26 protein-coding genes and 1 pseudogene are annotated in these 24,102 nt (G+C 57.8%); 12 read left to right on the top strand and 15 right to left on the bottom strand.

What is annotated here, in order from left to right; translation table 11 throughout:
* Positions 1–3: 3 nt before the first annotated feature.
* The 4 genes from QD409_RS00220 to QD409_RS00235 all read right to left on the bottom strand — a co-directional run bounded on the left by QD409_RS00220 (position 4) and on the right by QD409_RS00235 (position 5,800).
* On the bottom strand, positions 4–927 hold the full coding sequence (locus tag QD409_RS00220; protein ID WP_430761866.1) for a DUF2493 domain-containing protein: 924 nt from the start codon (positions 925–927) through the stop codon (positions 4–6).
* Between the two features lie 305 nt (positions 928–1,232).
* The gene (locus QD409_RS00225) at positions 1,233–2,267 is read right to left on the bottom strand and encodes a DUF7146 domain-containing protein (RefSeq protein ID WP_430761491.1); all 1,035 of its coding nucleotides are present in this window, start codon (positions 2,265–2,267) and stop codon (positions 1,233–1,235) included.
* 66 nt (positions 2,268–2,333) lie between these two features.
* The gene (locus tag QD409_RS00230; RefSeq protein WP_430761492.1) at positions 2,334–4,430 is read right to left on the bottom strand and encodes a ParB/RepB/Spo0J family partition protein; all 2,097 of its coding nucleotides are present in this window, start codon (positions 4,428–4,430) and stop codon (positions 2,334–2,336) included.
* A 173-nt stretch (positions 4,431–4,603) separates the two neighbouring features.
* Entirely contained in the window at positions 4,604–5,800 is a 1,197-nt protein-coding gene (locus QD409_RS00235; protein ID WP_430761493.1) for a DUF932 domain-containing protein, read from the bottom strand.
* Positions 5,801–6,558: 758 nt separating this feature from the next.
* Between QD409_RS00235 and QD409_RS00240 the strand changes: the two genes are divergently transcribed.
* A complete protein-coding gene (locus QD409_RS00240; RefSeq protein WP_430761494.1) occupies positions 6,559–6,855 on the top strand; it encodes a hypothetical protein in 297 nt (98 codons plus the stop codon).
* Between the two features lie 743 nt (positions 6,856–7,598).
* Here QD409_RS00240 and QD409_RS00245 read toward each other — a convergent pair.
* The 3 genes from QD409_RS00245 to QD409_RS00255 all read right to left on the bottom strand — a co-directional run bounded on the left by QD409_RS00245 (position 7,599) and on the right by QD409_RS00255 (position 10,624).
* On the bottom strand, positions 7,599–8,411 hold the full coding sequence (locus tag QD409_RS00245; protein ID WP_430761495.1) for a PRC-barrel domain-containing protein: 813 nt from the start codon (positions 8,409–8,411) through the stop codon (positions 7,599–7,601).
* A 53-nt stretch (positions 8,412–8,464) separates the two neighbouring features.
* Positions 8,465–9,334, bottom strand: coding sequence for a PRC-barrel domain-containing protein (locus QD409_RS00250; protein ID WP_430761496.1), 870 nt, complete (start codon positions 9,332–9,334; stop codon positions 8,465–8,467).
* A gap of 633 nt (positions 9,335–9,967) precedes the next feature.
* Positions 9,968–10,624 carry a YfdX family protein gene (locus QD409_RS00255; protein WP_430761497.1) on the bottom strand — a complete coding sequence of 219 codons (657 nt, stop codon included), beginning with the start codon at positions 10,622–10,624 and terminating at the stop codon, positions 9,968–9,970.
* A gap of 137 nt (positions 10,625–10,761) precedes the next feature.
* Here QD409_RS00255 and QD409_RS00260 point away from each other — a divergent pair, with 137 nt between their 5' ends.
* The 3 genes from QD409_RS00260 (at position 10,762) to tnpC (ending at position 13,161) form a co-directional block, all read left to right on the top strand.
* Entirely contained in the window at positions 10,762–11,148 is a 387-nt protein-coding gene (locus QD409_RS00260; RefSeq protein ID WP_430761498.1) for a transposase, read from the top strand.
* Positions 11,145–11,489 carry an IS66 family insertion sequence element accessory protein TnpB gene (gene tnpB, locus QD409_RS00265; protein ID WP_430761499.1) on the top strand — a complete coding sequence of 115 codons (345 nt, stop codon included), beginning with the start codon at positions 11,145–11,147 and terminating at the stop codon, positions 11,487–11,489. Before QD409_RS00260 ends, tnpB begins: the two co-directional genes overlap by 4 nt.
* 73 nt (positions 11,490–11,562) lie before the next feature.
* Positions 11,563–13,161 carry an IS66 family transposase gene (gene tnpC, locus QD409_RS00270; RefSeq protein ID WP_430761500.1) on the top strand — a complete coding sequence of 533 codons (1,599 nt, stop codon included), beginning with the start codon at positions 11,563–11,565 and terminating at the stop codon, positions 13,159–13,161.
* A 297-nt stretch (positions 13,162–13,458) separates the two neighbouring features.
* Here the strand turns inward: tnpC and QD409_RS00275 are convergent, their stop codons facing one another.
* The gene (locus QD409_RS00275; RefSeq protein ID WP_430761501.1) at positions 13,459–13,722 is read right to left on the bottom strand and encodes a DUF982 domain-containing protein; all 264 of its coding nucleotides are present in this window, start codon (positions 13,720–13,722) and stop codon (positions 13,459–13,461) included.
* Positions 13,723–14,251: 529 nt separating this feature from the next.
* Here QD409_RS00275 and QD409_RS00280 point away from each other — a divergent pair.
* Complete coding sequence (locus QD409_RS00280; protein ID WP_430761502.1) at positions 14,252–14,482, top strand: hypothetical protein; 231 nt, start codon at positions 14,252–14,254, stop codon at positions 14,480–14,482.
* 23 nt (positions 14,483–14,505) lie between these two features.
* Here the strand turns inward: QD409_RS00280 and QD409_RS00285 are convergent, their stop codons facing one another.
* Positions 14,506–14,862: a hypothetical protein gene (locus QD409_RS00285; RefSeq protein WP_430761503.1), complete on the bottom strand. Its 357-nt coding sequence runs from the start codon at positions 14,860–14,862 to the stop codon at positions 14,506–14,508.
* Between the two features lie 172 nt (positions 14,863–15,034).
* Between QD409_RS00285 and QD409_RS00290 the strand changes: the two genes are divergently transcribed.
* Both QD409_RS00290 and QD409_RS00295 read left to right on the top strand, forming a co-directional pair.
* Positions 15,035–15,460 carry a hypothetical protein gene (locus QD409_RS00290; protein WP_430761867.1) on the top strand — a complete coding sequence of 142 codons (426 nt, stop codon included), beginning with the start codon at positions 15,035–15,037 and terminating at the stop codon, positions 15,458–15,460.
* Positions 15,384–15,824, top strand: a complete 441-nt coding sequence (locus QD409_RS00295) for a hypothetical protein (RefSeq protein ID WP_430761504.1) — start codon at positions 15,384–15,386, stop codon at positions 15,822–15,824. Before QD409_RS00290 ends, QD409_RS00295 begins: the two co-directional genes overlap by 77 nt.
* 10 nt (positions 15,825–15,834) lie before the next feature.
* Here QD409_RS00295 and QD409_RS00300 read toward each other — a convergent pair whose 3' ends face one another.
* From QD409_RS00300 to QD409_RS00310, 3 genes are all read right to left on the bottom strand, one after another.
* The gene (locus QD409_RS00300; protein ID WP_430761505.1) at positions 15,835–15,981 is read right to left on the bottom strand and encodes a hypothetical protein; all 147 of its coding nucleotides are present in this window, start codon (positions 15,979–15,981) and stop codon (positions 15,835–15,837) included.
* Between the two features lie 15 nt (positions 15,982–15,996).
* Positions 15,997–16,548: a BON domain-containing protein gene (locus QD409_RS00305; RefSeq protein ID WP_430761506.1), complete on the bottom strand. Its 552-nt coding sequence runs from the start codon at positions 16,546–16,548 to the stop codon at positions 15,997–15,999.
* A gap of 85 nt (positions 16,549–16,633) precedes the next feature.
* Positions 16,634–17,350 (bottom strand): MgtC/SapB family protein, encoded by a 717-nt coding sequence (locus QD409_RS00310; protein WP_430761507.1) that lies wholly within the window; start codon positions 17,348–17,350, stop codon positions 16,634–16,636.
* A 346-nt stretch (positions 17,351–17,696) separates the two neighbouring features.
* Between QD409_RS00310 and QD409_RS00315 the strand changes: the two are divergent.
* Together QD409_RS00315 and QD409_RS00320 are read left to right on the top strand one after the other, a co-directional pair.
* Positions 17,697–18,218: pseudogene (locus QD409_RS00315) on the top strand (MFS transporter); the annotation flags it as partial.
* Positions 18,219–18,270: 52 nt separating this feature from the next.
* Positions 18,271–18,867: a hypothetical protein gene (locus QD409_RS00320; RefSeq protein WP_430761881.1), complete on the top strand. Its 597-nt coding sequence runs from the start codon at positions 18,271–18,273 to the stop codon at positions 18,865–18,867.
* Between the two features lie 993 nt (positions 18,868–19,860).
* Here QD409_RS00320 and QD409_RS00325 read toward each other — a convergent pair.
* From QD409_RS00325 to QD409_RS00335, 3 genes are all read right to left on the bottom strand, one after another.
* A complete protein-coding gene (locus QD409_RS00325; protein ID WP_430761508.1) occupies positions 19,861–20,370 on the bottom strand; it encodes an NUDIX hydrolase in 510 nt (169 codons plus the stop codon).
* 116 nt (positions 20,371–20,486) lie between these two features.
* Positions 20,487–20,786: a hypothetical protein gene (locus tag QD409_RS00330; protein WP_430761509.1), complete on the bottom strand. Its 300-nt coding sequence runs from the start codon at positions 20,784–20,786 to the stop codon at positions 20,487–20,489.
* Between the two features lie 410 nt (positions 20,787–21,196).
* Positions 21,197–21,439, bottom strand: a complete 243-nt coding sequence (locus QD409_RS00335) for a hypothetical protein (RefSeq protein ID WP_430761510.1) — start codon at positions 21,437–21,439, stop codon at positions 21,197–21,199.
* A 102-nt stretch (positions 21,440–21,541) separates the two neighbouring features.
* Here QD409_RS00335 and QD409_RS00340 point away from each other — a divergent pair, with 102 nt between their 5' ends.
* From QD409_RS00340 to QD409_RS00350, 3 genes are all read left to right on the top strand, one after another.
* Positions 21,542–23,179: a methyl-accepting chemotaxis protein gene (locus tag QD409_RS00340; RefSeq protein WP_430761511.1), complete on the top strand. Its 1,638-nt coding sequence runs from the start codon at positions 21,542–21,544 to the stop codon at positions 23,177–23,179.
* A 239-nt stretch (positions 23,180–23,418) separates the two neighbouring features.
* A complete protein-coding gene (locus tag QD409_RS00345; protein WP_430761512.1) occupies positions 23,419–23,742 on the top strand; it encodes an integration host factor subunit beta in 324 nt (107 codons plus the stop codon).
* A gap of 47 nt (positions 23,743–23,789) precedes the next feature.
* Positions 23,790–24,092, top strand: a complete 303-nt coding sequence (locus QD409_RS00350) for a cold-shock protein (protein WP_430761513.1) — start codon at positions 23,790–23,792, stop codon at positions 24,090–24,092.
* The last annotated feature ends 10 nt before the right edge of the window (positions 24,093–24,102 follow it).

The following is a 24,102-nucleotide window of genomic DNA, read 5'->3' on the forward strand; positions in this document are numbered from 1 at the left end:
CGCTCACGCGCCACCGAATTTCCAGACCGGGATGCCGAGCTTTTTAGCTTTGTCGGCAAGGTTGTCATTGATGCCGGTTCCCGGGAAGTGCATTACGCCCTTCGGCACTATTTCCAGCATCTCGTCGTTGCGCTTAAAAGGTGCTGCACGGCCGTGCTTGGTCCAGTCGGGGGCGAAGCCGATCTGCGGCACGTTGCGGTTCTTCGCCCAGAGGGAGGCGATCTTTTCGACGCCCTTTGGCGACTTGCCATGGACCAGCACCATGTCCGGGTGCTTGTCACGGACCTGGTCGAGCCTGGCCCAGATCAGCCGGTGGTCGTTGAAGTCGAGTCCACCGGTAACGACGATCTTCGGGCCCGGAGGAAGGAGCACCTCCTGGTCGGCGCGCTTCTTCGCCATGAGGAAGTCGCGGCTGTCGATCATCGCTGCGGTGAGATTGCGATGGTTGACCTTTGATCCACTGCGTGGAAGCCATGCCTTGCCGAGGTGGCGTTCATAGTGTTCGGCGGCTTGATCGCGCATCAGCTCGAATGCGTTCTGGCGCTCGATCAGCGTCTTGCCTTCGGCAATCAGGCGCTCCAGTTCGACCGATTTCACCTCGCTGCCGTCCTGTTCCCTTTGCCCTCGGCGCTGTGATTGCTCGTTGTCGTCGAGTTCGCGCACAATCCGTTCGGTGGCGCGGTGGAAGACATTGACCGTCGACCATAGGAGATCGTCGAGATCGGGCTCGAGGCGTGTGTCCTCCAGCGTGCCGATCAGGGCGTCGAAGATATCGGCGACGGCGCCTGCAACTTGGTTGCCGTCGGGCAGAAGCCGCTGGTCGGGCTCGTCAGCGAAGGGTCGGTAGCTGTGGAGTTGGAGTTCGTTGAGGAGATGGTCGGTGGGTGAGGATTCCTGGGTAGCGTCGTAGTCGTCGTGCTCGCGCATGGGATGCTCCGTCGGTTGGACCGCGACCGTCGCGACCTTCATGGCGAGGAAGCCCACCAGCTGGACTGACCTGCACCCGAAGCGAAGCGCAGGGCCGGAGCGACAGCGGAGGATGGCGAGGCTGGCTATTTTGCCTCGCGATGGAAAGGCGCGGCACGCGCCGCCGGAAAATAGTCGGGCGCAGCCATTGCCGGGCTGGCCGGCTTGTGGGCCTTTCGCCCTCTCGAAGGCCATGGCGCGGTCCTCTCCGATGTTCGACGCATCCTGCGGGCATGGCGACGCCTGCCACCCGTTCTCCCTGCCAGCTATGCCACTTGGACCATGAAGCGATCGATGTCTTGCGGCGCGACCTTAAGCCTGGCCTCGGTGCGGAGCGCGTCGATGCCGAGGGCGCGGAGATCCTCGTTGAAGTCGCCAAGCTCCGGCGAGATGACGATCGACTCGATCCCGGCCGCGTTTGCTCGTTCAACCAGCCTGTCACGCGCGCCGTCACCCGCCGGATCATTGTCGCGGACGATGTAGAGCCTCCGTAGCGGGTCAGGAAATTGGATGGCGGCGAGATGGGCTGCCGAGAGCGCTGCCATCATCGGCATGTCGGGAAGGACTTGGCGAAGCGACAGTACGGTCTCGATGCCCTCGCCTGCCGCCATCACTTCGCCACAGATGCCGAAGCGGACCGCGTTACCGAGAAGATCGCCCATCGCCCGCCTCGGCGTGTCGATCGGAGCCTTATCGTGGCGGCGCGGATCGAGCCAGGTGCGGTGCGCGCCGGTGATCTTGCCGTCGTGGTCGGTTACAGCCGCGATCATCGCCGGCCATGTCTCGGACGGCGAATGCTCGTCGGGGCGATAATAGCAGCGCGGGTGGTAATGTAGGTTTCCGGTTCCGCGTAAATCCGCAATGCCGCGTTCCCGGAGATACGCCTGTACGAGCGTGCCGCAGATCGGTTGCGATATGCGGACCAGCCGTCGGGCCGCTTCGGGTGAGCCGTGCGGCGCTGGGCTTTGCCGCTGCTGCTCGCGAGGTTCCGGCTCCGGTGGCGGCATGCTGAGGAACATTCGGGCCTCGTCGGCGACGTCCTTGAAGTCGATCAGGCCGCGGCTCTCGCGGATGACGTCGAGGAGATCGCCATGCTCACCGGTCGCTCCGTCGGTCCATTTACCGGCGAGGCCCTTGGGCGATTCCTTCAGCCGGACATACATCGAGCGGCCCGGCGTGTTGCGCACATCGCCCACCAGCCAATAACGGCCCTCGCGATGTCCGCTGGAAAGATAGTGACGGCACACCCCCTCGGCTTGGTCGGCGAGGCGGCGGGCCAAGTCATGCGGAGCTTGCCCCATGATGACCTCCTTCGAACAAAAAGGCCCGCCGTCGCCGGCGGGCCAGTCTCGCAAGTCGTTGACGGGTTATTCGGCGGCGATCGCGTGGGAAACGTCGTCGGCCAATTCATTCTCGTCCGACGTCATCTGATCGCCCATAGCCGTTTCGCCGCCTTCTGCCGTCGTTTGTTCGCCGGTCGCACCGGTCGGCAAGGCGGCAGCCGATCCGTTGTCTGGTGTGCGCAGCGGCTCGGGCAGCCAGCCGGTGTCGGCGAGCAGCGTTTCCGCTTCGCTGGCCATGTCACCCTTCTTCAGGTGCTCGATGCGATCGGCGGCGCGCTGGCCCTTCGCTTCGGCCACGGCCTGAAGAATCCGCGCCTTGGTCACGCGGCCGAGGAAATTATCCACGGTCGGCTTCCACCCAACCGCCGCCATGTCGAGATCGACCGCCTGGGCGAGATGGTCGGCATGGGCAAGTGCCCGCGGCCGCCGGCTCCAGGCTTCGTGCACGGTATTGACCGATAGGCTGACGACATGGGCGAAGAGGTCGGCCTGTGCTTCTCCATCGAAGTCCTGCAGCGCATCCCAAAGATCGGCGGTTTCCTTCGGAAGCCGTTTCGCCCAACTCTCGTGCCGCATGCGAATCGCTTGCGCCGAGGCACTGTCATTCAGACCCGGCGCCTGGGCGCTGAAGCCGACGCTCTTCAGATCGAGCTCCAGGCAGCTATCCGATCCGTAATGGTAGAATGTCTTGAGTGTCAGAACATGCAGAGCCGCGAGGAAGGCGATGTCGGGCCGCTCGCCGAGTGCTTGGCGCAGGCCGAGTGTGCGATGGGACGTGAGCTCCGTCATCAGCCGGTCGGATATTGGCGATAGGCCGTCGTCCTCGTCGGGATCTGACACGGGCTCGTTCGCGATTACGACATTGCCATCACTGCCATAGCTCGCCGCCGCGGCCGAGACGGCCTGTCCATCATCGGCCGGATCGATCTCCGGCTCCACAGGTAGCTCGTCCTCCGGCCGCACATAACCGCGCTCAACACGCAAGCTGCCATCATGGGCGATGCTGACGAAGGCGCCGGCGCGTCCGATGTCGGCAGGATCGAAGATGACCGGTCGCTTTTCGAAACCCTCAAGCGCAGTTTCAAGCTCCGACAAGCGCTCATCGAGCTCGTCCGGTATTTCGTCGGCGTCCAGGTATTCCTCAGACAGGCGACCCAACTCCGCCTGGAAGGCGTCGCGGGTCGCTTCTTCCTCGGCTGTGAGTGGCATGGTCTCGCCACGAAGCTGGCGAAGACCGAAGGCGTGGCCATAGGCGAAGTCGCTCGCGACCTCGATCCACTCCCAGCCCTCCGCTGCGACAACCTCGGATTCAGCCTTCAGCTTTTCAGCCGCCATCTGATCGACCAACGCCACATCCTGTAGCCAGCCACCGTCATCGCCCTGGAACAGATCACGCAGTACCATGCCGCCAGCAGCGACATAGGCGTCGATGCCGATGAACTGCGCCCGCTTGTCGGAGGCGCGAACGGCACCTTCGGTGAGCATCCGGCGGATGGTGTAGGGCTGCTTGTCATAGGAGGCCTTCAGTCGCTCAAACACCTGCTCTTGCCGCTCATGGTCGCCAGACACAGTGAAGGCCATGAGTTGGTCGAGTGTCATACCGTCCTCGGCGTAGAGGTGGAGCAACTTCGATGAGACCGATGCAAGCTTCAACCGCTGCTTGACGACATTGACCGAGACGAAGAAGGTGGCCGCGATCTCTTCCTCGGACTGTCCCTTTTCGCGCAGTGCGAGGAAGGCGCGGAACTGGTCGAGGGGATGCAGCGGCGCACGCTGCACGTTCTCGGCAAGCGAATCCTCTTCGGCGATACCACCCTCGCGTACGACGCACGGCACCGGAGCGGTCTTCGCCAGCCTCTTCTGCTTCACCAGCAGCTCTAGCGCCCGATAGCGACGGCCGCCGGCCGGGATCTCGAACATGCCGGTCTCTGCTCCCGCTTCGTCGACAACGGCCCTGACGCTGAGGCCCTGCAACAGGCCACGTCGGGCAATGTCCTCGGCCAGCTCCTCAACCGAAACACCGACCTTGACGCGCCGGACGTTCGACTGGCTGAGAACGAGCTGGTTGAAGGGAATGTCGCGCGAGGACGACAGGGTGATCTTCTTGGCAACACTAGCCATGGGGATTTACTCCGCGACGGGCGGCCGAAAGCCTCTCTCTCGGCCTCCAACCCGTCACAAAGCGAAGCGCCGCCCTCTCACTCTGAGGACGGCGCTTTGACGACAACGATCAGCAATCGCGCAACTGCATGAAACCCGAGACGCGTAATTCCGTGTCTCCGACTTTCAGGATTTCAGGTTGCCCGATCGAGGAGCTTCTTTGCCCGCGCCTCCAGATCGAGGCGGCCGTCCTGATGAGTCTTGTCGCGTGCGACCGCCGTGATACCCTGCACGAAATCGAAGACGCTCTCCGGCTTGCGGCCTTCCTCGGCGAGCACTGTCTCGATAATCTTCGTGGTCTCAGTCTTGGAGAAGCCGCGCTTGCGCAAGAAGTCGCTGCGGTCGTCGTCAGTACGGGCGACGATCTTCTCTCGCGCCGCCTTGATGCCATTGACGAAGGGGAGAGCTGAGGAATTGGCGAAGCGGGTCAGTGCCGGCGCGGCCTCATGCGCAAAGCGCGAGGCGGCGTATTTGGAATGGCGGATCGTGATCTCCTCGAAATCCTCGACGCCCCAGAGATTACGGTTCTGGCAGACGGCGCGGAGATAGAAGCTCGCCATGCCGAGCGCTTTGGCTCCGACCTCGGAATTCCAGCAGTAGAAACCGCGGAAATAGAGATCAGGCGTTCCGTCAGGTAGCCTTCCGGCCTCGATGGGATTGAGATCGTCGACCAGGAAGAGAAAGACATCCCGGTCGGAAGCGTAGAGCGTCGTTATGTCCTTCGTGATATCCACACGCGGATTGTATAAGCCGGTCGACCAGTCGAGCACGCCAGGCACTTTCCAACGGGTATCACCCGTGCCGTTGCCGGCAATGCGCTGGACAGCGGCGACCAGTTCATGGTCGAAGATGCGCCCGTAGTCGGGGCCGGTCACTGCGCGCAGTTCCGCACGGCCGTCTTCAATTTCCAACGTCTTCACCTGCTCGGCTCGACGCGAGGTCAGGCCGTATTGAAGATTGATACCGGCCAGCGGCGCGGGGAGCTGCCGCAGATAGGCAGCCGGAGCACCAACCAGGCTGGCGAGTTGACCGAAGCTCCAATGCGTTGGTGCGACCGGCAAATCGGTGCCAGGCAACAACAGCGTCAAGCGCTCGGCATCATCACGGCTGGCTTCGACGCGGATCGCCGCGCTCTCGACCGTCCGGCTTCGGCTGCGCTCGATTCGTCCGCGCGCGGCGGAATAGAGGTCTGACAGCGAAAGGTAACGCTCGTCCGCCGGCCTCGAAAACCATTCAGAAGATACGCGGCCAATCCTTTTGCCGCGGCTCACATCCACCTTGTAGCCGCAGGTATGGTCGCGGGCGGCATCCAGCGCTTGAATCTCGGTCATGGGTCGTCTCCATAACGGGCACCGGAAGCCCTTCTCCCGATCCTTAACCCGTCACGAAAATCCGGTCCAATCTCTCACTCTCGATGAAGCCGTCGCGTCTCGGTCGCCGTCTCCGCTGAACCCTCCATCGTCCGCGCACCACCCTTTGTGAATCGCAATAGAGTCTCGTTGCCAATCGGCACCAAAAGTAATTGTTTTGCAAAGGTGATCGGAATCGTTACGCGACGCATATTCACAAACAGCCTCTGTGGGATCCCAACAACAACGCCACTCGTCACGCCTTGGGCCTGCATTATAGGTAATTTCCGGCTCTCACCGTCCTGCGTCGTCTGGATTAGGATACGCATCAGCGCGAGAATAGGAGAGCAGGAGGAGCCTCTGATGGCCAAAGCCGTCACTAATCATCAAAGTATGAGTGGGACCCTTGCAGCGAAGGAGCTCCTAGACCCGTATCAAGTCTGGAACGGGGAAGAAATAACCCCGATGCCATCCGAACCCCTTCCGACGCGAACAGGCATGGTCGGAAGAGTTGCAGATTTTGGGGACCTCGGCGGCGGCACCCCTTCGCCCTATGAACCCGAAATCCAAGCCGAGATCGTCGCACAAGAGACGTCAAGACCAGAGACATTTCGGGACAATGGTGGCTCTCGCAAGAGGAGGAAGCGAAGCTGACTTGCGCCGGGTGCTTTTGTCCAGGGAGCATCCACTTCGATGCTCAATACGCGAGCGTGAGACAACTGAAAATTAAGAGACGAGCCATGTATAACGCGAAACGTGACGGATATCTAAATGGCGCATCCAAGGCCATTCCCTGTCTGGGGGCGATCGAAGGTCGCATCACCGTCCTTGAGGTCGTCGCGATGACCTCTCTGGGTCTTTTGCTCGAAGCTGGCGATAGGCACGCTGCGGTGGATGTTGTCATCCAGATCCGAGAGGCGATGCGGGCAAAGTGCGACGAAATAAAGCTCAATCCATCTGACGCAGATTCCGCAATTGGTTACGCCCAGGAACTGGTTGACGCAACTTTCGATGCTATCCATGCTCTTCACAATTGAAGACTTCTCCTCAAGATCACGATGCGTGGCACGTCTGTGATACTGGCGTCGCTTGCCGCCGTCGCGGTTGAAACTGTCACCTCTGCGTCACCCTGCCCCGCCCACAAGATTGCTGATCGCGATGGCCACCCGATCCGATCGGCTTTCGTGGTGACATATCGCCCATGCGATGTGGCTTTAGTTCATGTCACCGCTCAGCCTCGACCGAGCCTAAGGCCGGCCGATTCATCCAATTACCCAGCGGAGTCAAATGTGGATCGAAAAGCGGCTGCTTAATTCGAGACCGAAGTTCTATATTCCTTGCTCGCGATCGGGATGTGATTTTCCATTGTCTACCGTGCAAACGGACTGGTTATGGCTGTGTGTCAAATCCGGCCGACTCGACGTCGCCCACTGTCTCCAACGGCAGCGAGCCTCATATGGCGACTTCATCCAGATGATGTTCCGATCGACTACTCCAACTCCGGTGGTCCGCTGGTCGACCGCGACGGCATGTCCTCGGCCTGCCGCAAGGCACCCTGGTGACCAACCGACGATGACGGAACGCAGGCAGACCTTGCCGCCGGTATCAAGACTGGCGACATTGGCGCTCTAGCCAATCCGAGGGATAAACGGCCGGCTCGAAGACTATTTGGAGCGAAGCGGGCGCGATGCCGCATAGAGATCCCCTGCCACGAGTGAATCCTCACCACGACTTGCTTCGTCGGACTGGAACGTGACAAGTCGAGGCGAGCAGACAACAATCAGGAAATGCCGCGGGCATCCGACTTTAGTTCATTCGGATCGCCCTGACGGCCGGCGCCGTAGTAACTGGCGAACTGGTCCTCATAGGTCCGGTCGACAACGGTCGAGGCGTCGTAGGCCGGGCCTTCCTTGACCTTTCGACGATCGACATCAAGGTTCACCAGGCTGTGCTGCCAATCGATCGTGCGTGCTGATCTTGGCGAGATCAAAACCTTCTTTGCCGGCCACCAGTTCTTCGTATCGACGACGAGATAATGGATGCTCCAATCCGTATCGTCGACCAAGAAGTCCTCAACGTGACCAATTTCGCCGTCGGCGGCGTGAAGGTGATATCCGGTCACGACGTCAATGCTGCGCAGATGCGGATCATCCTCTTCGCGCTGCCGCTCCAGTCGCTGTTTCATTTCTGGCGTCGGACTGGTCATCATGGCGCTGCCCATGTAACCGCCGCCATAGCCATAGCCGTAGCCGCCCATGTAAAACCCGTTGCCCCAGTATGGGCTCCAGCCATAGTGGTCATAGATAACGGTCTCCATCTGTCGCGATACCGACCGTTCAGTCCCGACGTCCGGACTATCCTTTATCTGCTCCATAGTCAGTCTGACCGGGAATTGCTTGGCGTTCGCATCGGGGTGCCCAAGAGCGGAGGGTGGCAGAAGGACTTTTCGTCCGAAGAGCCATGATCCAGTCTCCACGACAAGCCAACGAACCATCCATGAGGTGTCGTCGAATAGGAAATCGCTAACGGACCCGATCGCACCATTGCTTCCAATGATCGCATAGCCTTTGATTGCTGATGTCTTGATGAGCATTTCGTCTTCCTCACAATATCACGTTGAGTGCTGAATTATGATAGAAATCAGCGTCAATCCTGCGTAATGGCGATGGCATCGGTTGAGATGTGGGCTTTCCAGTAATTATCGACAGTCTGGCTTTCCTGATCAAAGCGACCCGGGGTCGCAAATTGATCATGGCTCACCATAGGGCCGGCCTGCATCACACTTTCCTTGGCATCGAGTACAAGCAAACTCCCGCTCGGCGTAATCTTGAAATCACCCCAGGGCACCGGCACATATTTTTTATCGATGCCGAAAATGCCGCCGTGCGCGATGACAAGATAAGCGATCTTGCCGGTCTGAGGGCTCATGACGAGATCTTCGACGCTGCCAAGAGCAACATTTTGCTTATTGAGCACATCGACACCAATGAGCTGGTCAGAGCGCAGTGCGACGTTTGTTGCGGCGATTGGCTGTGCAGCGACAAGCTGTTGAGTCTGCCAGTCTGGCAAGTCCGCCATAGGTGTCTTCCCGGATTTCATCTCGGAAATGTAGACCTTGTAGACGTCTCGTGTGGTCGCGAGCGTGTCCTCGCACGCTTGCTGCTTGCCGTCTCTGGCAAGAATAGTGGCGGCCGCTATTAGGGTTCGCACGTCGTAGCCCGGTCGCGCACTCTGATAGCCGCTGGCGGCTGATCGCTGATTGGCATCCACCGCAGCAGCATTACCACCCATCATCGGATAGCCATAGCCGTAACCAACGCCGCTTAGCCAGTAACCGTCCTTCTGCATCTCTTTGGTGAAGGTACGAAGGTCCGTCCAACACGTCTCCGAAGGCTTGACGGAAGCCGAAGTTCGGTCGCTGGAAGATGGTGGATTTACCGCAGTCGCAAACGCTGGCGCCGCTAGACCAAATCCAATACATGCTGCTACCGAACCGAATAATGCCAGATGTTTCATCTTCATATCTCCGACTGGGTTGGAGGATCTTTCTCGCGACAAGCCGAGGCCGCGAGCCAAGCACTAACACTAGCTGCACCCGCCTCGCCGCGGCAGCCCCGGAATCTACTCGAAAATGAATGCTTGTTCCCACCGCACGATCGCGCGGCACTTCTCCATGTTTCCAACCATGGCTGACAGGTCCGCCTGCAAGCGCATCCGAGACGCTAGACATTTCATGTCTATGCAATAAGTCGAAGCGACCCCGAAATTGATTGAACGATTATGATGAGAGCCGATGGTTGATCTCGGTCGGGTGTAGGCGCCTGTCTCGGCGGGAGACCGGCATGGCGATATTTAAAGAAATCGCAGTCGTGTCAAAATCAACAAGAATTGCGCGAAAGTCCGCTCGTCCGCGCGATCATAGGCTTCAGCAGCGCGGTGCATGGCGTCCTTCCGGATCAGCAGCGCAATGGCCATTTGCTATTCGAGATCGGCCGTGAAATTAGACGACCCCATCTGCCAAGCGACACGAAAAATCGTCAAACATTTGCGCGAAGACAACGATCGGATGTAGGTATTTTCCGAAGCAACGAACGAAGATAGTGGCGCCAGGCCACTGCAAGGCCCGGCGATCTTAACTGCGTAAAGACCTTAGTTTACTTTCGGCTGCGACGGAGCATTGCTCCCGTTTACCGTTGTCTTGGCGCTCTGGTCTGTCTTGGTCGCGGCTGCCGGTGTCCCGACGACATCAATCGAATCGTAAACGACGCTGTCCTCGATCTTCTTCAGATCGAGATTAGCCTCGTAGAATTTGCCGCTCTGAAGATCGCTCGACGCCTGATCGACTGACTTAGTCGTCTTGTCGATTGGTGCCAGGGTCATGACATAATTCATATTGATGCCGGCAAGCTTCAACGTGTCGACAGCGGCCTTACGGTCGCCGCCCTTAAGTGCTTGGTTAGCCTTACCGATCGCCGCCGTCTTTTCGGGGGTCAAGTCATATCCCTCTGTCAGCGCCATCTGTCCGTCGATCGGGATCCATTTGACCTGTGTCGTATCGTTATTGCGCTCCTGCTGGCCTTCGGTCATGTGCAAGGGGGGCGTTATATCGGAAGCCGCCTTGGAAAACACCGAGTCGTCCTTCGACGACTTGCCGAGGGATGCAGCAGCCTGTTTCACAAGTGTCTTGGCGTCATCCGTGTGGCCATCGAAGATGGCAAGACGGGCAAGCCGCATGTCTCGAAAGGCATCGAAGCCATCCTTCGAGAGCTTGGTGAAATCGCGGCCGAACGTCCGATCGCCTTTCACTTCACCTTTTGAGGAAATAGCCGGGGCGCTCACGCTCTCGGTAGCCGATGGGGTTGAAGCGTAAGCGGGCAGGCCATCCCACGTAGCGATGGATGGCAAGATCGCTCATCTTCGGCATGAGTCATGCGGAGAGTCCTATGAGCGAGACTGTGAATCAGACCCGAGCCTTTGAGGTTTTGACGGCGACGCCGATCCAGAAGCGACGCAAGCCCCGAGACTGGCCGGATGAGGAGAAGGCTCGTCTGGTTGCCGCAACCCTGCTGCCGGGGGCGACCGTAGCATCGATTGCGCGTGGTGAAGGGCTAGATCCCTCCCAGCTATACGACTGGCGTCGCAAAGCAATCGCCTCGGGATCGATTGCTCCTCTCTCGAAGTCGGTTCATGCGCCGGTTCGGTTTGCGCAGGTCGAGGCGATTACGCGTCCGGCGGTGGAGATCGTTGTGCGCGACGTTGTGGTGCGTGTGACCGGAGATGTCGAACCGGATCAGTTGGCAAAGATCCTCTCGGCGGTTCGTAAGGCATGATTGCGTCTGGCGTTGTCGTCTACGTCTCATGCCAACCGGTCGACTTCCGCAAGGGAGCAGCCTCGTTGATGGCTCTGGTCAGGGATGGCGGTCTCGATCCGTTTAGTGGTGCCCTTTATGTCTTCCGCTCCAAACGGGCGGACCGTGTTCGCATCGTTTGGTGGGATGGCAGCGGGGTCTGCCTTTATTCGAAAATTCTCGAGGAGAATGGCTTCTGCTGGCCACCAGCGACGGCATCGCGCATCCGTCTCGACCACGCTCAGCTCATGGCTCTTCTGGCTGGTTTGGATTGGAAGAAGATCCGCTCAGCGACGATCAGGAGGCCGCATTCAACAGGCTGAACAGAGCCACGGAAGGTGACATATGTCGCTGTAAACGCTAGGAAAAGCCCGCGATCTGTGGTCTACTCCTGCTATGGTTTTGTCTGCTTCGGACCTTCCTGACGATGTGGATGCACTCAAGGCGATGATCGTCGCCATGAATGCAGAGGGTGCGGCTGCCAGAGCGGAGATCGCTCGGCTTGAGGCGATCAAAAAGGATACCGACGAGCGGATCGCCACTCTCACAGCGATTGTGAAAGTGCTGGAGCAGGCCCAGAAAGGCACCCGCTCGGAACGACTGCGGCTTGGAATCAACGACGATCAGATTGATTTTGCCTTTGAGGAAGTCGAGACCGGCCTTTCGGCAATCGACAGCGAGCTCGATCAGTCCCGGAAAGACAAGCCAAGGCGGGAAGCACGCCCACGCAAAGGCTTTGCCGCTCATCTCGAACGCATCGAAGAAATTATCGAGCCAGATATCCCTGAAGAGTGCCAGAGCTTGGAGAAGGTTCTGATTGGCGAGGACCGATCCGAGCGGCTCGATGTCATTCCACCGAAGTTCCGGGTCATCGTGACCCGCCGGCCCAAATATGCATTCAGGGGGCGTGACGGCGTTCTGCAGGCTCTTGCTCCGACCCATATCATAGAAGCCGGCCTGCCGAGCGAACGGCTTCTGGCTTACATTGCCGTATCGAAATACGCCGATGGCCTTCCGCTCTACCGTCAGCAGGCGATCTACCTTCGTGATAGCGTGGTGCTGAGCCGCTCGTTGATGGCCCAATGGATGGGCCATCTCGGCTTCGAGCTCAAGATCCTGGCCGATTGCATTCTGGAAAAGATCAAGGCGGGTGAAAGGGTCTTTGCCGACGAGACGACATTGCCAACCCTGGTGCCTGGTTCAGGAAAAACAATGACGGCGTGGCTTTGGGCCTACGCACGTGATGATCGCCCGTTCGGTGGATCAGGACCGCCAATGGTCGCCTATCGGTTCGAAGACAGCCGCGGTGGGCGCTGTGTTGCTCGCCACCTGAGCGGCTTCAACGGCATCCTCCAGGTGGATGGACACGGCGCTTACACGAGCATGGTCAAAGAACAGGCCAAATCCGGCAGCAACGAGACCATCACGTTGGCCGGGTGCTGGGCGCATGTCAGGCGCAAATTTTACGAGCTTCATGTCGGCGGTATCAATGACGCAGCGACAGCGTCGGTGAAAGCCATGGCGGAACTCTGGAAGGTTGAAGATGAGGTCCGCGGCAAGGATGCCACCACCCGGGCTGCCGCCCGACAGCAGAGGTCTACAGCCATTGTCGCGAGCCTTTTTGACATCTGGGAAAAAGAGCTGGCGAAAGTCTCTGGCAAGTCCAAGACGGCGGAAGCGATCCGCTATGCAATGACCCGCCGACAATCTCTGGAACGCTTTCTCACTGACGGCCGCATCGAGATCGACTCCAACATCGTCGAGCGGGCAATTCGTCCCCAAACAATTACGCGGAAGAATAGCCTGTTTGCCGGAAGCGAAGGCGGCGGCAATACATGGGCGACGCTCGCAACACTTTTACAGACAGCTAAAATGAACGACGTCGATCCGCTCGCCTGGCTGACACAGACCTTAGTTCGCATGGCCAATGGATGGCCCGTTCAGAATATTGAGGCCCTGATGCCGTGGAACTTTACGCCAGACGCTGTCGGCTGATCGCTTACTCTCCTTCTGTGAGACGTCCAATCCGACATACTGTTTCGTTGTGATGTCGTCGCGTTGTCACTGAGACCAGTCTGCCACTATCAAGAAGACTGGGATATACCGGCAGCAATTACGACATCATGCCCAAAACTCACTCCTTATCGGAGAACGCCCCTTACTCATACAAACCCATCGAGCCCTCACGAGGATCGCTTTGAACCGAGACATTTCGCATGAGCGGCGATGCTCTCAATGTGTTTAGTAATCTCGTGATGCTGGAGTGCAAGGCTCCGCAGAGTCGTATCGCTGCTACGCCAGGATGCGGCCTTCATCGGCAGCGGCGATGAAGGCCTCTCGCGCCCTTGCTGGAGAGCCATACTGTTCCAGTGTTCGCTTGCACTCAATCATTGCCCGCTCGTAACATCCGCCGCGTTCGGCGGGCCATCTGGTCAACAGATAGGATAAGGCTTCCTCCGGGCCGCCAATCGTCTCTCTCAGCCCACTACCGATCCTGACATAAACAGGGGTATCCCACAGCAACAGCCCTTGGATATCGTCCTTTTCAGGTTTCATCTCCAATCCTCCATCGATGTTCTGCGAGGAAAGATTTTAACTCGATAGCGCAGTCCATCAACCAAAAAAGATGGTGCGGCGCGACATGCGTGTTTGCTGCTGAAGGCTGGGACAGCCGGAGGCACTGCAATGGCAAAGCTTTCGATGAACGGTGACCGACCTGTATAACCGCTCGTTCAGCCGCGAGTAGGCTACGCAAGCCCGTCGCAATTTGATCGCGAGTATAAAAGCATGCTTGGCACTGCGCCCGTGGCTGACCCGCAGGGCCGAATCCTGCCGCAACTGCATCGGATTGCCCGTCGCTCTCTTACGTTGAACCAAGATCTGCGGCGTCGATCACAGCGTTTCCTTCCGCGCTTATCTGCCTCGATGCCCAGAATAGTTGCGAGGGATGACGCCTTAAGGCGCAAAGATGCCTGCCGATAAAGGCGTCACCGCTCGACTCATCATCAAGCCAAGATTATATTTCAGATATGCCTCAATGGAGGCCGCTTGGAAGATTGGATGTGTTGCAAGGGAGGCGCGCACAATGTCTCTTCTCAATTTACTGACCTTGTCGGATCAGGACCTCGACACCGTCACCGCAGTTGTCCGCGAATGGTGTGAGACGCATCAGGTCTCGATAGATAGTGATCGCGGGCGTACCGCGATGTCCGAAGCGGTACAAATTTGTCTCTCTGGAGAGAGGGTGGGTGAAATCATCGCCGACAAGTTGGCTCGCAACATGCGATTAATACAATTCAAGCAGCGGAACGAGTGAGCGCGGCGCGCGATGCCACAGTATCAGTTCTGCGTTCCATCGCGACTCGGCTGGGCCGGCGTACTCTTCGTTCCCTGTTGATTGTTCTCCGTGCGATCTGTCGGCGCCGGCTGGACCGATTGCCCGGCGGGAGGGGTATTGTCGACCGTACCCGCCTGCGGCTGCCCGCTGGAGGAGCTTATCGTCGGCGCCGCGTTATGGTGTTTGTTTGGCTCGATATAACGACCCCAAACTTCCACACCACCCCAAACGATTGCCGCCAGAACCAGTGCCGCGACCAATATGGCGAATAGGTGTGTACCACGCACGCCCTGCCGGGCCTCAGTCGCGGACAATGACGTCTTATCTTCCGAAGTCTTCTTCGGTTCCTGGAATGTCATTGCAAACCTCCATTTCTCAGGAATGCCATGCTAGCCTAACCAAGACACCGGGATATGGTTCCATGGAGGAGCGACCGCATCCGATTGGCATCGAACCGGAACAATGCGCAAAGCGCGGCGTTAGCCCTATGAGGTTGCAGATCGTGCCAAGCGGACGCGATGGTGCTGAAGAATATGGAGATTTTTCCGCTTTCTCTCCATAGCCAACGAAACGGCAGGCGAGCTTCCTACCCATCCGATCCGCAGCCTTTCCAACGTCTCAAGGAGATTGACGGTGGCTGAGCCCCTTAAGCTTTATCGCCTGGTGCCGATTGCTGCTGACGACGATCCCAATTGGCTAAATGCTAAATCACATGGTGAGGTTTTGGTTGCCGCGCGCACCTCCGGGGACGCTCGTATCGTTGCGTCCGAAAGGGAGCTGGATTTCATGGACATCGACGCGGCACCGGCGGAAAACAAAACGACCAACATGGCAAGCGTCTTTCGCAATGAGAAACTCTATACCGTCATCGAGGTGGACAATGGCAAAGACTATCATCAGCGCGGTGTCGTCGATGGAACTATCAGCGTCGACACCATCATCTCCACGCAGGTCTGATCGCCCGCGCCGTTCGAGTGGCTTGGGCCTGAGCAAATGCGGCCGCTTCCTGCTGATGGCGGCGACAGCAGCCGTCATGTCATCGAATTTTGTATTCGCACAGCAACAACCAAACGACGATCGATGCAAGGCCGAGGACGCCAACCGGCAGACCGACAACAAGCAGGTCGAGAGCGGACAGGCATCTCCGGCGCCGAACAGCAATCCCAGCCAGAAACTGGCCGACTGCGGCGGTGTGCTGAAACCGCCAGCCGTTGGTGACAACAAGATGGAAAAACCCGCGCCAAAGGTCGGAAACACGCCCGTCATAAAGCCTGGAGATCAGCAGAAAGAACAACAGAACGGTCAACAGCCGGACAAGTAATACCAATCTCTCAGGGCTTCGGCTCGGGCTGTTCGATCGGGCCGTACGCCACGGCGCCAGAGTCTCGACCGTCACTCGACGTAAACGGCTTGATGACGGGGATCGCCAGAATGGATGCGATCATCAAGCCGAAGATCACGAGCAACAACATTCGCATGTCGCAGTCCTCACCTTATGAGGATTTACGCACGGTGAGATTGCTGTCATGCGCGACTATGCCGCTGGCTTGCCGCGAGATAGCCTCCGCGCGCTGCTTGGCCTCATGATTTTCGACGGACCCTTCGACAATCACGCGCCCGCGACTGACGGTCACGAAGATGCTCTCCTCCTTGAGCAATCGATCGGCCTTCAGCCTGGCTTCGATTTCCGTGCGAATTTCCCCATCCGTCCTGGCCTGCATCCGTGTCGAGGGAGCTAGGGAACGATCCTCAGACAGTGCATCGTCATCGCTCTCGTTCAATCCGGAAGCTGTCCTGATGTCGGAAATCCTGGCAGAGACTTTATCGGCCGTTTGCCTGCGCTGCAGATCGCGTTCGGCTGAATCGTCGCAGCGCGCATCGTCGGTCCCATGGTCGGGTCGGATCTTCGCTGAAGATGCCTGTTTTTCGTGCGCAGACGCGATATTCCCCGAACCGCCGGCCGCCTGATCGAGCGCCTGCAGATTGCGGATATCGCCGCGATCCGGAGGATCCTGTGACATTGGCTCGTTCTTGATCTCAATCATCGCTTTCTCCCATAGCTCGCGGATTTACTCGCCTCTCATGGGACAACTTTTGCCATTCAGGAATGTTCCGATCACGGTGCCCGCATCAGGTTCCGGTTGTGAGCATTTCGAAGGATACGACTTTGTGATGCTCCTGAAGGGTTGCAAGCAGTTGTGCGCCGCCGCCATCCAGTCCTGCCCAGCTCCAGCGCACGTCGTAGGAGATATATGCAGTGGTCTCGGACGGCCCCATCGCCTTGCCGACGAAGGAGAAAGTAAATCCACGCGGCTCGAGTGCGGATTGCATGCTTGTGATCGCAACGTCGGCGTCCGGGGGAAGTTCGATCATGAGACGCGCCTTCTGCTTGCGTGATATCAGCCTGTCAAGCATTTTGAGCGGCGACAGCACAACGAAGGCGAGGACGGCCCCCGCCAAACCGACGATAACTTGGCCGCCGCCAATGCACAGACCGACAGCCGTCATGATCCACAGGGTCGCCGCGGTCGTCACGCCGGTCACGAGATCGCCGCGCTTGAGAATGGCACCACCACCGATGAAGCCGACGCCGGTCAGCACACCGAGTGGAAAACGCAGCACATCCATCGAAGCGAATGATTCTGGCGTCTTGCCCAATGTCGACAGCAGGAGATTGGCCTGAATCATCGTCAGACATGCGGCAAGCCCGACCAGAATCGTGGTGCGAAACCCGGCTGCATGGCCACCCATCTCGCGATTGATCCCGATCAGGGCTCCGGCGGTGATCACCAGCAAAAGACGCACGGCAATATCCAGCCAGCTCAGATCCACGGACATGCTATCCATCAGACTTAGCAAGGCATCCTCCTGCAGAATAGTAGCACGACGATTTTCTAATGTCGGAATAGTGCAGACGACATTTCGTTCCATGCTCGGCATGTCACGCATTTCGCAATTGATAGAGGGTATGACGGTAGGGACCAAAGTGGCTTGGCCGCGGCGAATGTGCATACTTCTTCTGATATTGGCGATCTTGAAGATATCAATCCGAACGCGCCGAAATCCCTGTTGCAAGTCACCTCTTCCGATCTGACGTCTAATCGCTTTCCTGTTCAGCCTTCAGCAAACCCGTAGGTGTCGCCAAGGTGAAACCAATCAAGCTGCGCTACGTTTGTGTCCGAGAGGAAATGTCATGCGTTCGATCGAGCAGCGCGACGAGCCGAATTCGCAACTACATCCCGCGTCCCTCGCCATCCTTTGCCTGGGTGTGATCGTTGCGCAGGTCGACACCTCGGTTGTCAAGCTGGCGGCTCAACCAATCGGCACGAGCCTCGAGGCTTCGATGACACAGCTGCAATGGGTCGTGGATGCCTACAATCTTGTCTACGCTGCCCTTCTCATCAGTGGCGGCCTGCTTGCTGATCTCTATGGCCGCCGCCTGATGTTCATCATCGGCTGTATTATATTCACAGTCGCAAGTCTTGGATGCGCCATGGCCCCGACGATCGCGATCCTGATCGCCGCCAGAGCAGTGACCGGGCTAGGATCGGCCCTTCTTATACCAGCCTCCCTGTCGCTAATTCGCGTGATTTACCCGGATGAGCGTGTTCGCGGCAAGGCGCTTGGTATCTGGGCCGGGTGCAACGGCATGTCGCTTGCCATCGGGCCGAGCCTTGGCGGATACCTGATCCACAATTTCGGTTGGCGAACAGTCTTCTTCGTCGTGGTTCCCGTCGGTGTCGCGGCCGCTATCGGAGCATTATTTTTTGGTCCCGGAAAGTGCGGACCGAAAGGGAAGAACCTTCGACGCACTTGGTCAATTGTTGGGCATATCCTCGCTGGCTGCCATCACTCTTGCGGCAATCGAGTCGTCACATTTGCCGATAATCTGGACGGCCCTGCTGGCACTTTGTGGCTTCGGCTTATTATTGCTCTTCATTGCGGTAGAGCGAGGTCTCGATCAGCAAGCTCTCATGCCGGTGTCTATGTTTTCCACGGGACAGTTCAACGGTGCGATGGCGGGAACGGCCGCAATGACATTCGGCATGTATGGGACGCTCTTTCTGTTCCCACTCACCTCCCTCAGCCTCGATCAGCTGGCCTCGACCGAGGTTGGCCTGGCACTCCTGCCAATGGCGCTAAGCTTCGTAGCAATTTCGCCTTTCTCCGGCTTCATTTCAGAGCGCTTGGGGAAACGACGCACCATTAGCCTGGGGTTGGCCACAATAGGATTGGGCAATGTGCTGCTTGGTGTCGCTCTTGCCGAAAACCTGCTGATTGCCGAGGAATTCGGTTTGCTGCTGACCGGTATCGGAATGGGCAAAGCAACCGGGCGCGGTTGCGGTTTCAAGTGTCACCCGTGAACGCGCTGGAACCGCAAGCGCACTGATCAATGTCGCACGCATGGTTGGCGCAACCATCGGCGTGGCCGCGCTTGGATCGGTCTATGCACTCTTCCGCGAACCGGCTCTTGGATTCGTCGTGGCCATGCTTTGCGGGGGTAGTATCCAGCTCTTTGGCAGCATAGCAGCCTGGCGATATCTCAAGCGAGCGTGAATGCTGTCAGCGGCGGCATGCACGTCTTACTACCCCTTCCGCTTCAAAGGAAAGAGCCGAGCCATCGGATGTTGTCCATCGCTCAAAGGTCTAGGAAAAGCAAAACTCACTCCGAACCCGAACCTGGCCTCTGCCGTCACCTATGCCTCAAAACCGAGTGGATAGGGAAACGATTAGCGGGCTCGGCTAGAGGTGACACGCGAAAGGGATCGTAAGAGTGATATACATATCACAAGAGAGGCTTTTTCGACATGGCTACAGCATTGTCCGCAATGTCTCTACACCGATGAATTTCTTTCGGAGCCATTGGCATCTGGCAACGCGGATCTCTTGTTTCATTCGCGGCGGCGGGCTGCGCGATAACTGCCCATCCTGTCGAAAAAGGATCATGCCATTTTACCAACGTCAGCTCATTCCGCACCATTGTTGTGCATTCTGCGGATTCGACGTGCGTCACGAGCGTAAGATGCCTGTTGCAGCGTTAGCGCAGTGCTTAGGACTGGCAGTTGACACAATCAGCAGATCCCCAAACGGGAGGCTGTCCTGCACTTGGCATCTTCATCGCTCGGCTTCGGCGACTCCCCTCATTGCTTCGGGCCTTTCCGAACCGGCCGCTGACAAGCCTGTCATCCACCGCTCGTCGCCGATGCTTCGATTGGCTCGAAGAGATAGGCGATGATGACTAATGGCTCGCTATTCAATTCGGCTTAACGATTGATGGCAGTATGTTTATCGGCTTGGAAGGATCGGCGATCCAGCGCGTCATGACACTGTTCGATGACAAGAATTCCCCCGAGCCTTCAAGGCCCGATGGGAACTATGTGGTCGTGGATGAGCGACCTCTCGTCGAAGGCAGCCAGCAACCCTTTCAGTTCAGGCTCTGGAACCTGCAATGCCGCCTCGGCCGGCGGCAGCCAGATTAGCACGCGTTGACCGAACTCCGGGAAAATGTCGCAGGCCTCCTTGACCTCCAGGGCATGCACCTCGACGACAGCAGGTATTGTTCGGCTGTCGGCCAGTCGCTTCAGATAGGTATAGTAGCCATAGGGCTTCTTTTTCGCCTTACCTTTGATTCCGGCCTCTTCCCAGGCCTCGCGCTCAGCCACCTCATGGGGCTTCAGCCCCTTGATTGGCCACCCCTTGGGTATCGTCCAACGGCGGGTCTCCCGAGTGGTAATCAAAAGCACCTCGATTTGACCAATTTCAGTATGTCGGAAGCAGAGCGCGCCTACCTGGGCAGCAGAATGGCTGCCTGGAATTGCCTTCATATGGGCGGCAAAATGCGCGAGCTGAGGCTTTTGATCGGCCATCGGACCTCCAAATATCGCGCACTACTATATTAGCAGATCCGATTCGGACCAAGGTTCTTATGCCAGGGATATTGCGCGCAACGTCGGCCCGCGCTACCGAGGTTGCACCTCGACCCTCAGAGATTGGCCGTCGCCAAAGTCTCTCGCTCAGCACGATGCCGTAGGACAGAGATCAAGTCCTGAACTTGGCCGACAATTGCTCGATTACATGCGTCATCGACCATTGCGAGATCTTCACGCAGGATCGCAAGCATTCGATTGATATAGAGAAGACCGCTGAGGACGCTGCCATCATATTTTCCACCCATTTGCTGGATGATTTCGGCAAGAGCGGCCGTCACAAAATCGACCCGTGCGAGCCGTTGCGCGGTGCTCATTTGCGCGAATGCCGATCTTCTCTCGAAATCTGCCAACATCAATCCGCCTCCCGTTGCAGGAATGCTACCACCGCGCCGCGCCGTCAATTCACAATATCGCTGTTATTGATACACTTCTCGACTGCAATAACATGTAACAGTGCCACCTTTATTTGTATTTACTTTGTCTAGCGGGCCGAGGTGATAATCAATCTGCGCAATCGAGGGCCAATTTTCGAAATTTATACGCATTCGTCCCCTACACGAAAGCACTTATTTACCATTATAACAGTTTCATGACGGTAGCGGTGGGGCAACGAAATTTCGGATACTCGCGTAATACTCACCTCGCGCATGGCATGACGGCTTGGCGCTATTTTTCATTTCTGCCAGTCCTATGATGGCAACTTGCGGACCATTTTGAGTGACCAGAAATGTTGTCAGCTATTTCATCCCGCATCGGTACAAAATTAGCAGCACTCTCCGCTATCGGCATCCTGATGGTCGCGACGATGCTTTTGATCGTTCTTTATGGTGGCCAGATGATCGGTGATCGCTCGGCCCTTCTTAAGAATCAGCTGATCGTTTCCCGGAACTTGGTTGACGCGAAAGCGTCCCTCCGCGGAATGCAGATTGGCGTTCGCGATCTGAGATTGGCAGCGTCCCCAGAGGACGTGGCCAAAGCCGTCGATTATCTTTCGGCCCGCCACCATTCGGTAATTTCCTTTCTTGACGAGGCAAGCGTCGAGCTAAAATCTCAAGTGGATCGGGATCGCATACAAAGCCTCAAAACGCTGAGCGAAAGCTATTTTGCTATGGCAGGCGATCTGGTCGATATCCTGAAGACGACGCTACACGGCAAGGATACCGCCGCCGCCAGCCAAGCGAAATCAGCGGAGCTTCAGACGACATCCGATCAAGCTGCGAAGCTGTTCGACGATGGTGTAAACGCTGCGAAGAAAACGGCAGATCAGGCTGGCGAAGATGCCAATTCGGCCGCAAATCTGATCCTGTTGCTCAATCTTACCGTCGGCCTGCTGGCAATTGTCACCTTGATCGTCTCGGCCATCTTTGGCTCCAAGGCCATTGCCCGTCCGATCAGCGGTTTGACAACCAGCATGGGTGCGCTTGCATCTGGAAATCTCGATGTAAGCGTGCCCTACGTCAGCCGGGCAGACGAAATTGGCGCGATGGCGCACGCAGTTGAGGTATTCAAACAGAATGGTATCAAAGTTCGAGATTTGAACGCACAAGAGACGGCGTTGCAGGCCAAGAGTGCGGATCTGCAGGTGAGCATAGGCGCTGTCGTTTCCGCGGCAGTGGCGGGCAACTTCACGCAGCGCATCACTAAGGCTTATGACAATCCGGATCTCGATCGCTTCGCCGCCAGCGTCAATGAATTGCTGGCTTCCGTCGACACTAGCATCGCGGAAACCCGCCGGGTTATCGCTGCCGTTGCCGATGGTGATCTGACTGAAGCAATGCGGGGAGAGTTTCAGGGAGCTTTCGGCGAGTTGAAGGACAACGTCAACGCAACGATGGCCAACCTACACTCAGTGCTTGGCGAGGTATCGGGAGCGATCGATACCATCAATAGCAACGCTGGCGAGATGCGAATTGCGTCCGACAGCCTGTCAAAGCGCACCGAGCAACAGGCAGCCTCGCTCGAAGAGACCTCCTCCGCGCTTGAAGAGATCACCGTGGCGGTGAGGAATTCCACGGCTCGGGCGCTCGAAGCCAGCCATATGGTTGATGAAGCACGCAAGAGCACAGAGCAATCTAGCTCCGTGGTGAGGGAAGCCGTAGCAGCCATGGGCAGGATCGAACAGGCCTCCGGCGAAATCGGCCAAATCATCAATGTGATTGACGAGATCGCCTTCCAGACAAACTTGCTTGCGCTGAATGCGGGGGTTGAGGCCGCCCGCGCCGGAGATGCCGGCAAGGGCTTTGCCGTCGTTGCGCAGGAAGTCCGCGAACTGGCTCAGCGATCGGCGAATGCCGCAAAAGACATCAAGGCGCTGATTAATCGCTCCAGCGAAGAGGTCAGCACTGGCGTGAAGCTGGTCACAGCGACGGGTTCTGCCCTGGCGACTATTGAAAGCCACGTCTTAAAGGTGAACGAGCACGTGCATTCTATCTCGACAGCGGCAAGGGAACAGTCGACGGGTCTTTCGGAAGTCAGCATCGCCGTGAACCAAATGGACCAGGCCACACAGCAGAATGCCGCCATGGTGGAGGAATCGACCGCAGCCACAAGCGGTCTAGCGGATCAGGTGACGACGCTTCGCGAGTTGGTCGCTCGATTCAAGCTCGAGCCCGTAATTGGGCCGCGTCTGATTGCCGGGACCACAAAACCGGTCACATCACCCGCACGGGCACTCGGTCGCAAGCCCGCCAAAACGTTCTCCACCAGCGGGGCAGCCGCTCGCCAAGCGGACTGGGAGGAGTTCTAACACCAGGCTAGCTGCTCCCGAACTCGGCGACTATTGCCCTCTGGGCGATCGTTGGAGCTGCGCGATAGACTTGGCGAAGCAATTTTTTCGGGAAATCGGACGACATCATCTATTGCAAATTTTCCAGACAGGAGGAAATTTGGGCAAGTCTCCCTGTTGAGACATCGCAAATCGGCGCGGAAGTCAGCTCGACGGCCGATGTACAGAAAATCAATATTCGCAGCGAACTAGATTGGGACATGATCAAATCCGAACTTATCGAATCCGTCGCAAGGGATTATCCCCATCTGCACTTAAAAGACGCCGAGAGGATCGTCGATGCGATCCTGGAGGAAATGGCAGAAGCATTGATGCGGGGAGATCGGGTCGAGCTCCGCGGCTTTGGCGCATTCAGTGTTCGCTTTCGGCCGCAGAGGTCCGGCCGCAACCCAAGGACAAACAAGGCGATTTTTGTTGAAGATAAGTGGGTGCCATTCTTCAGAGCGAGCAGGGACATGCAGCATCGCCTAAACGCTGACGGTGACCGGAATGAGAGCCGAAGCGGTTCCTCATCGGCGGAATAGTTCGAAAATAGCTGCAGAGTCCACTCAAAATCCAACATGGAAACGCAATGGCGAAGGGAAAGATCAAGTGGTTCGACGCTGCAAAGGGCTACGGCTTTATAAAGCCCGACGACGATGGTCCGGACATTTTCCTGCATGTGAGTAAAGTCTTGGAGGCAAACATCCCTAATCTCCAATCCGGCATGCCCGTCGCCTACTCTATCGAGCATCGAGGCGCCAAACCATCGGCCAAAGATCTATCGCTGGTTTCTGCCGACGTTGACACCAAATCCCCGGCCCAAGAGCCGATCTCCCCATCTGACGACTTTGCGGATGAGTTCGAAAGGGAGTGGGGATTGCGACAAGCCTGACGGCAGTACG

The sequence above is a fragment of the Rhizobium sp. BR 315 genome, from assembly GCF_050577975.1.
GTDB lineage: Bacteria > Pseudomonadota > Alphaproteobacteria > Rhizobiales > Rhizobiaceae > Rhizobium > Rhizobium miluonense.

Coding starts and splice junctions, on each gene's coding strand:
- tnpC (WP_430761500.1), top strand. CDS start 11,563: ATGGTTTTGTCTGCTTCGGACCTTCCTGACGATGTGGATGCACTCAAG.
- QD409_RS00285 (WP_430761503.1), bottom strand. CDS start 14,862: ATGACATTCCAGGAACCGAAGAAGACTTCGGAAGATAAGACGTCATTG.
- QD409_RS00225 (WP_430761491.1), bottom strand. CDS start 2,267: ATGGGGCAAGCTCCGCATGACTTGGCCCGCCGCCTCGCCGACCAAGCC.
- tnpB (WP_430761499.1), top strand. CDS start 11,145: ATGATTGCGTCTGGCGTTGTCGTCTACGTCTCATGCCAACCGGTCGAC.
- QD409_RS00230 (WP_430761492.1), bottom strand. CDS start 4,430: ATGGCTAGTGTTGCCAAGAAGATCACCCTGTCGTCCTCGCGCGACATT.
- QD409_RS00250 (WP_430761496.1), bottom strand. CDS start 9,334: ATGAAACATCTGGCATTATTCGGTTCGGTAGCAGCATGTATTGGATTT.
- QD409_RS00245 (WP_430761495.1), bottom strand. CDS start 8,411: ATGCTCATCAAGACATCAGCAATCAAAGGCTATGCGATCATTGGAAGC.
- QD409_RS00305 (WP_430761506.1), bottom strand. CDS start 16,548: ATGATTGAGATCAAGAACGAGCCAATGTCACAGGATCCTCCGGATCGC.
- QD409_RS00350 (WP_430761513.1), top strand. CDS start 23,790: ATGGCGAAGGGAAAGATCAAGTGGTTCGACGCTGCAAAGGGCTACGGC.
- QD409_RS00330 (WP_430761509.1), bottom strand. CDS start 20,786: ATGTTGGCAGATTTCGAGAGAAGATCGGCATTCGCGCAAATGAGCACC.
- QD409_RS00260 (WP_430761498.1), top strand. CDS start 10,762: ATGAGCGAGACTGTGAATCAGACCCGAGCCTTTGAGGTTTTGACGGCG.
- QD409_RS00240 (WP_430761494.1), top strand. CDS start 6,559: ATGTATAACGCGAAACGTGACGGATATCTAAATGGCGCATCCAAGGCC.
- QD409_RS00300 (WP_430761505.1), bottom strand. CDS start 15,981: ATGCGAATGTTGTTGCTCGTGATCTTCGGCTTGATGATCGCATCCATT.
- QD409_RS00340 (WP_430761511.1), top strand. CDS start 21,542: ATGGCAGGCGATCTGGTCGATATCCTGAAGACGACGCTACACGGCAAG.
- QD409_RS00310 (WP_430761507.1), bottom strand. CDS start 17,350: ATGGATAGCATGTCCGTGGATCTGAGCTGGCTGGATATTGCCGTGCGT.
- QD409_RS00295 (WP_430761504.1), top strand. CDS start 15,384: ATGGCAAAGACTATCATCAGCGCGGTGTCGTCGATGGAACTATCAGCG.
- QD409_RS00325 (WP_430761508.1), bottom strand. CDS start 20,370: ATGGCCGATCAAAAGCCTCAGCTCGCGCATTTTGCCGCCCATATGAAG.
- QD409_RS00335 (WP_430761510.1), bottom strand. CDS start 21,439: ATGGTGGCGGGCCGAAAGATAATCGACGGCTTTGGCCACGTCCTCTGG.
- QD409_RS00220 (WP_430761866.1), bottom strand. CDS start 927: ATGCGCGAGCACGACGACTACGACGCTACCCAGGAATCCTCACCCACC.
- QD409_RS00235 (WP_430761493.1), bottom strand. CDS start 5,800: ATGACCGAGATTCAAGCGCTGGATGCCGCCCGCGACCATACCTGCGGC.
- QD409_RS00275 (WP_430761501.1), bottom strand. CDS start 13,722: ATGAAACCTGAAAAGGACGATATCCAAGGGCTGTTGCTGTGGGATACC.
- QD409_RS00280 (WP_430761502.1), top strand. CDS start 14,252: ATGTCTCTTCTCAATTTACTGACCTTGTCGGATCAGGACCTCGACACC.
- QD409_RS00345 (WP_430761512.1), top strand. CDS start 23,419: ATGATCAAATCCGAACTTATCGAATCCGTCGCAAGGGATTATCCCCAT.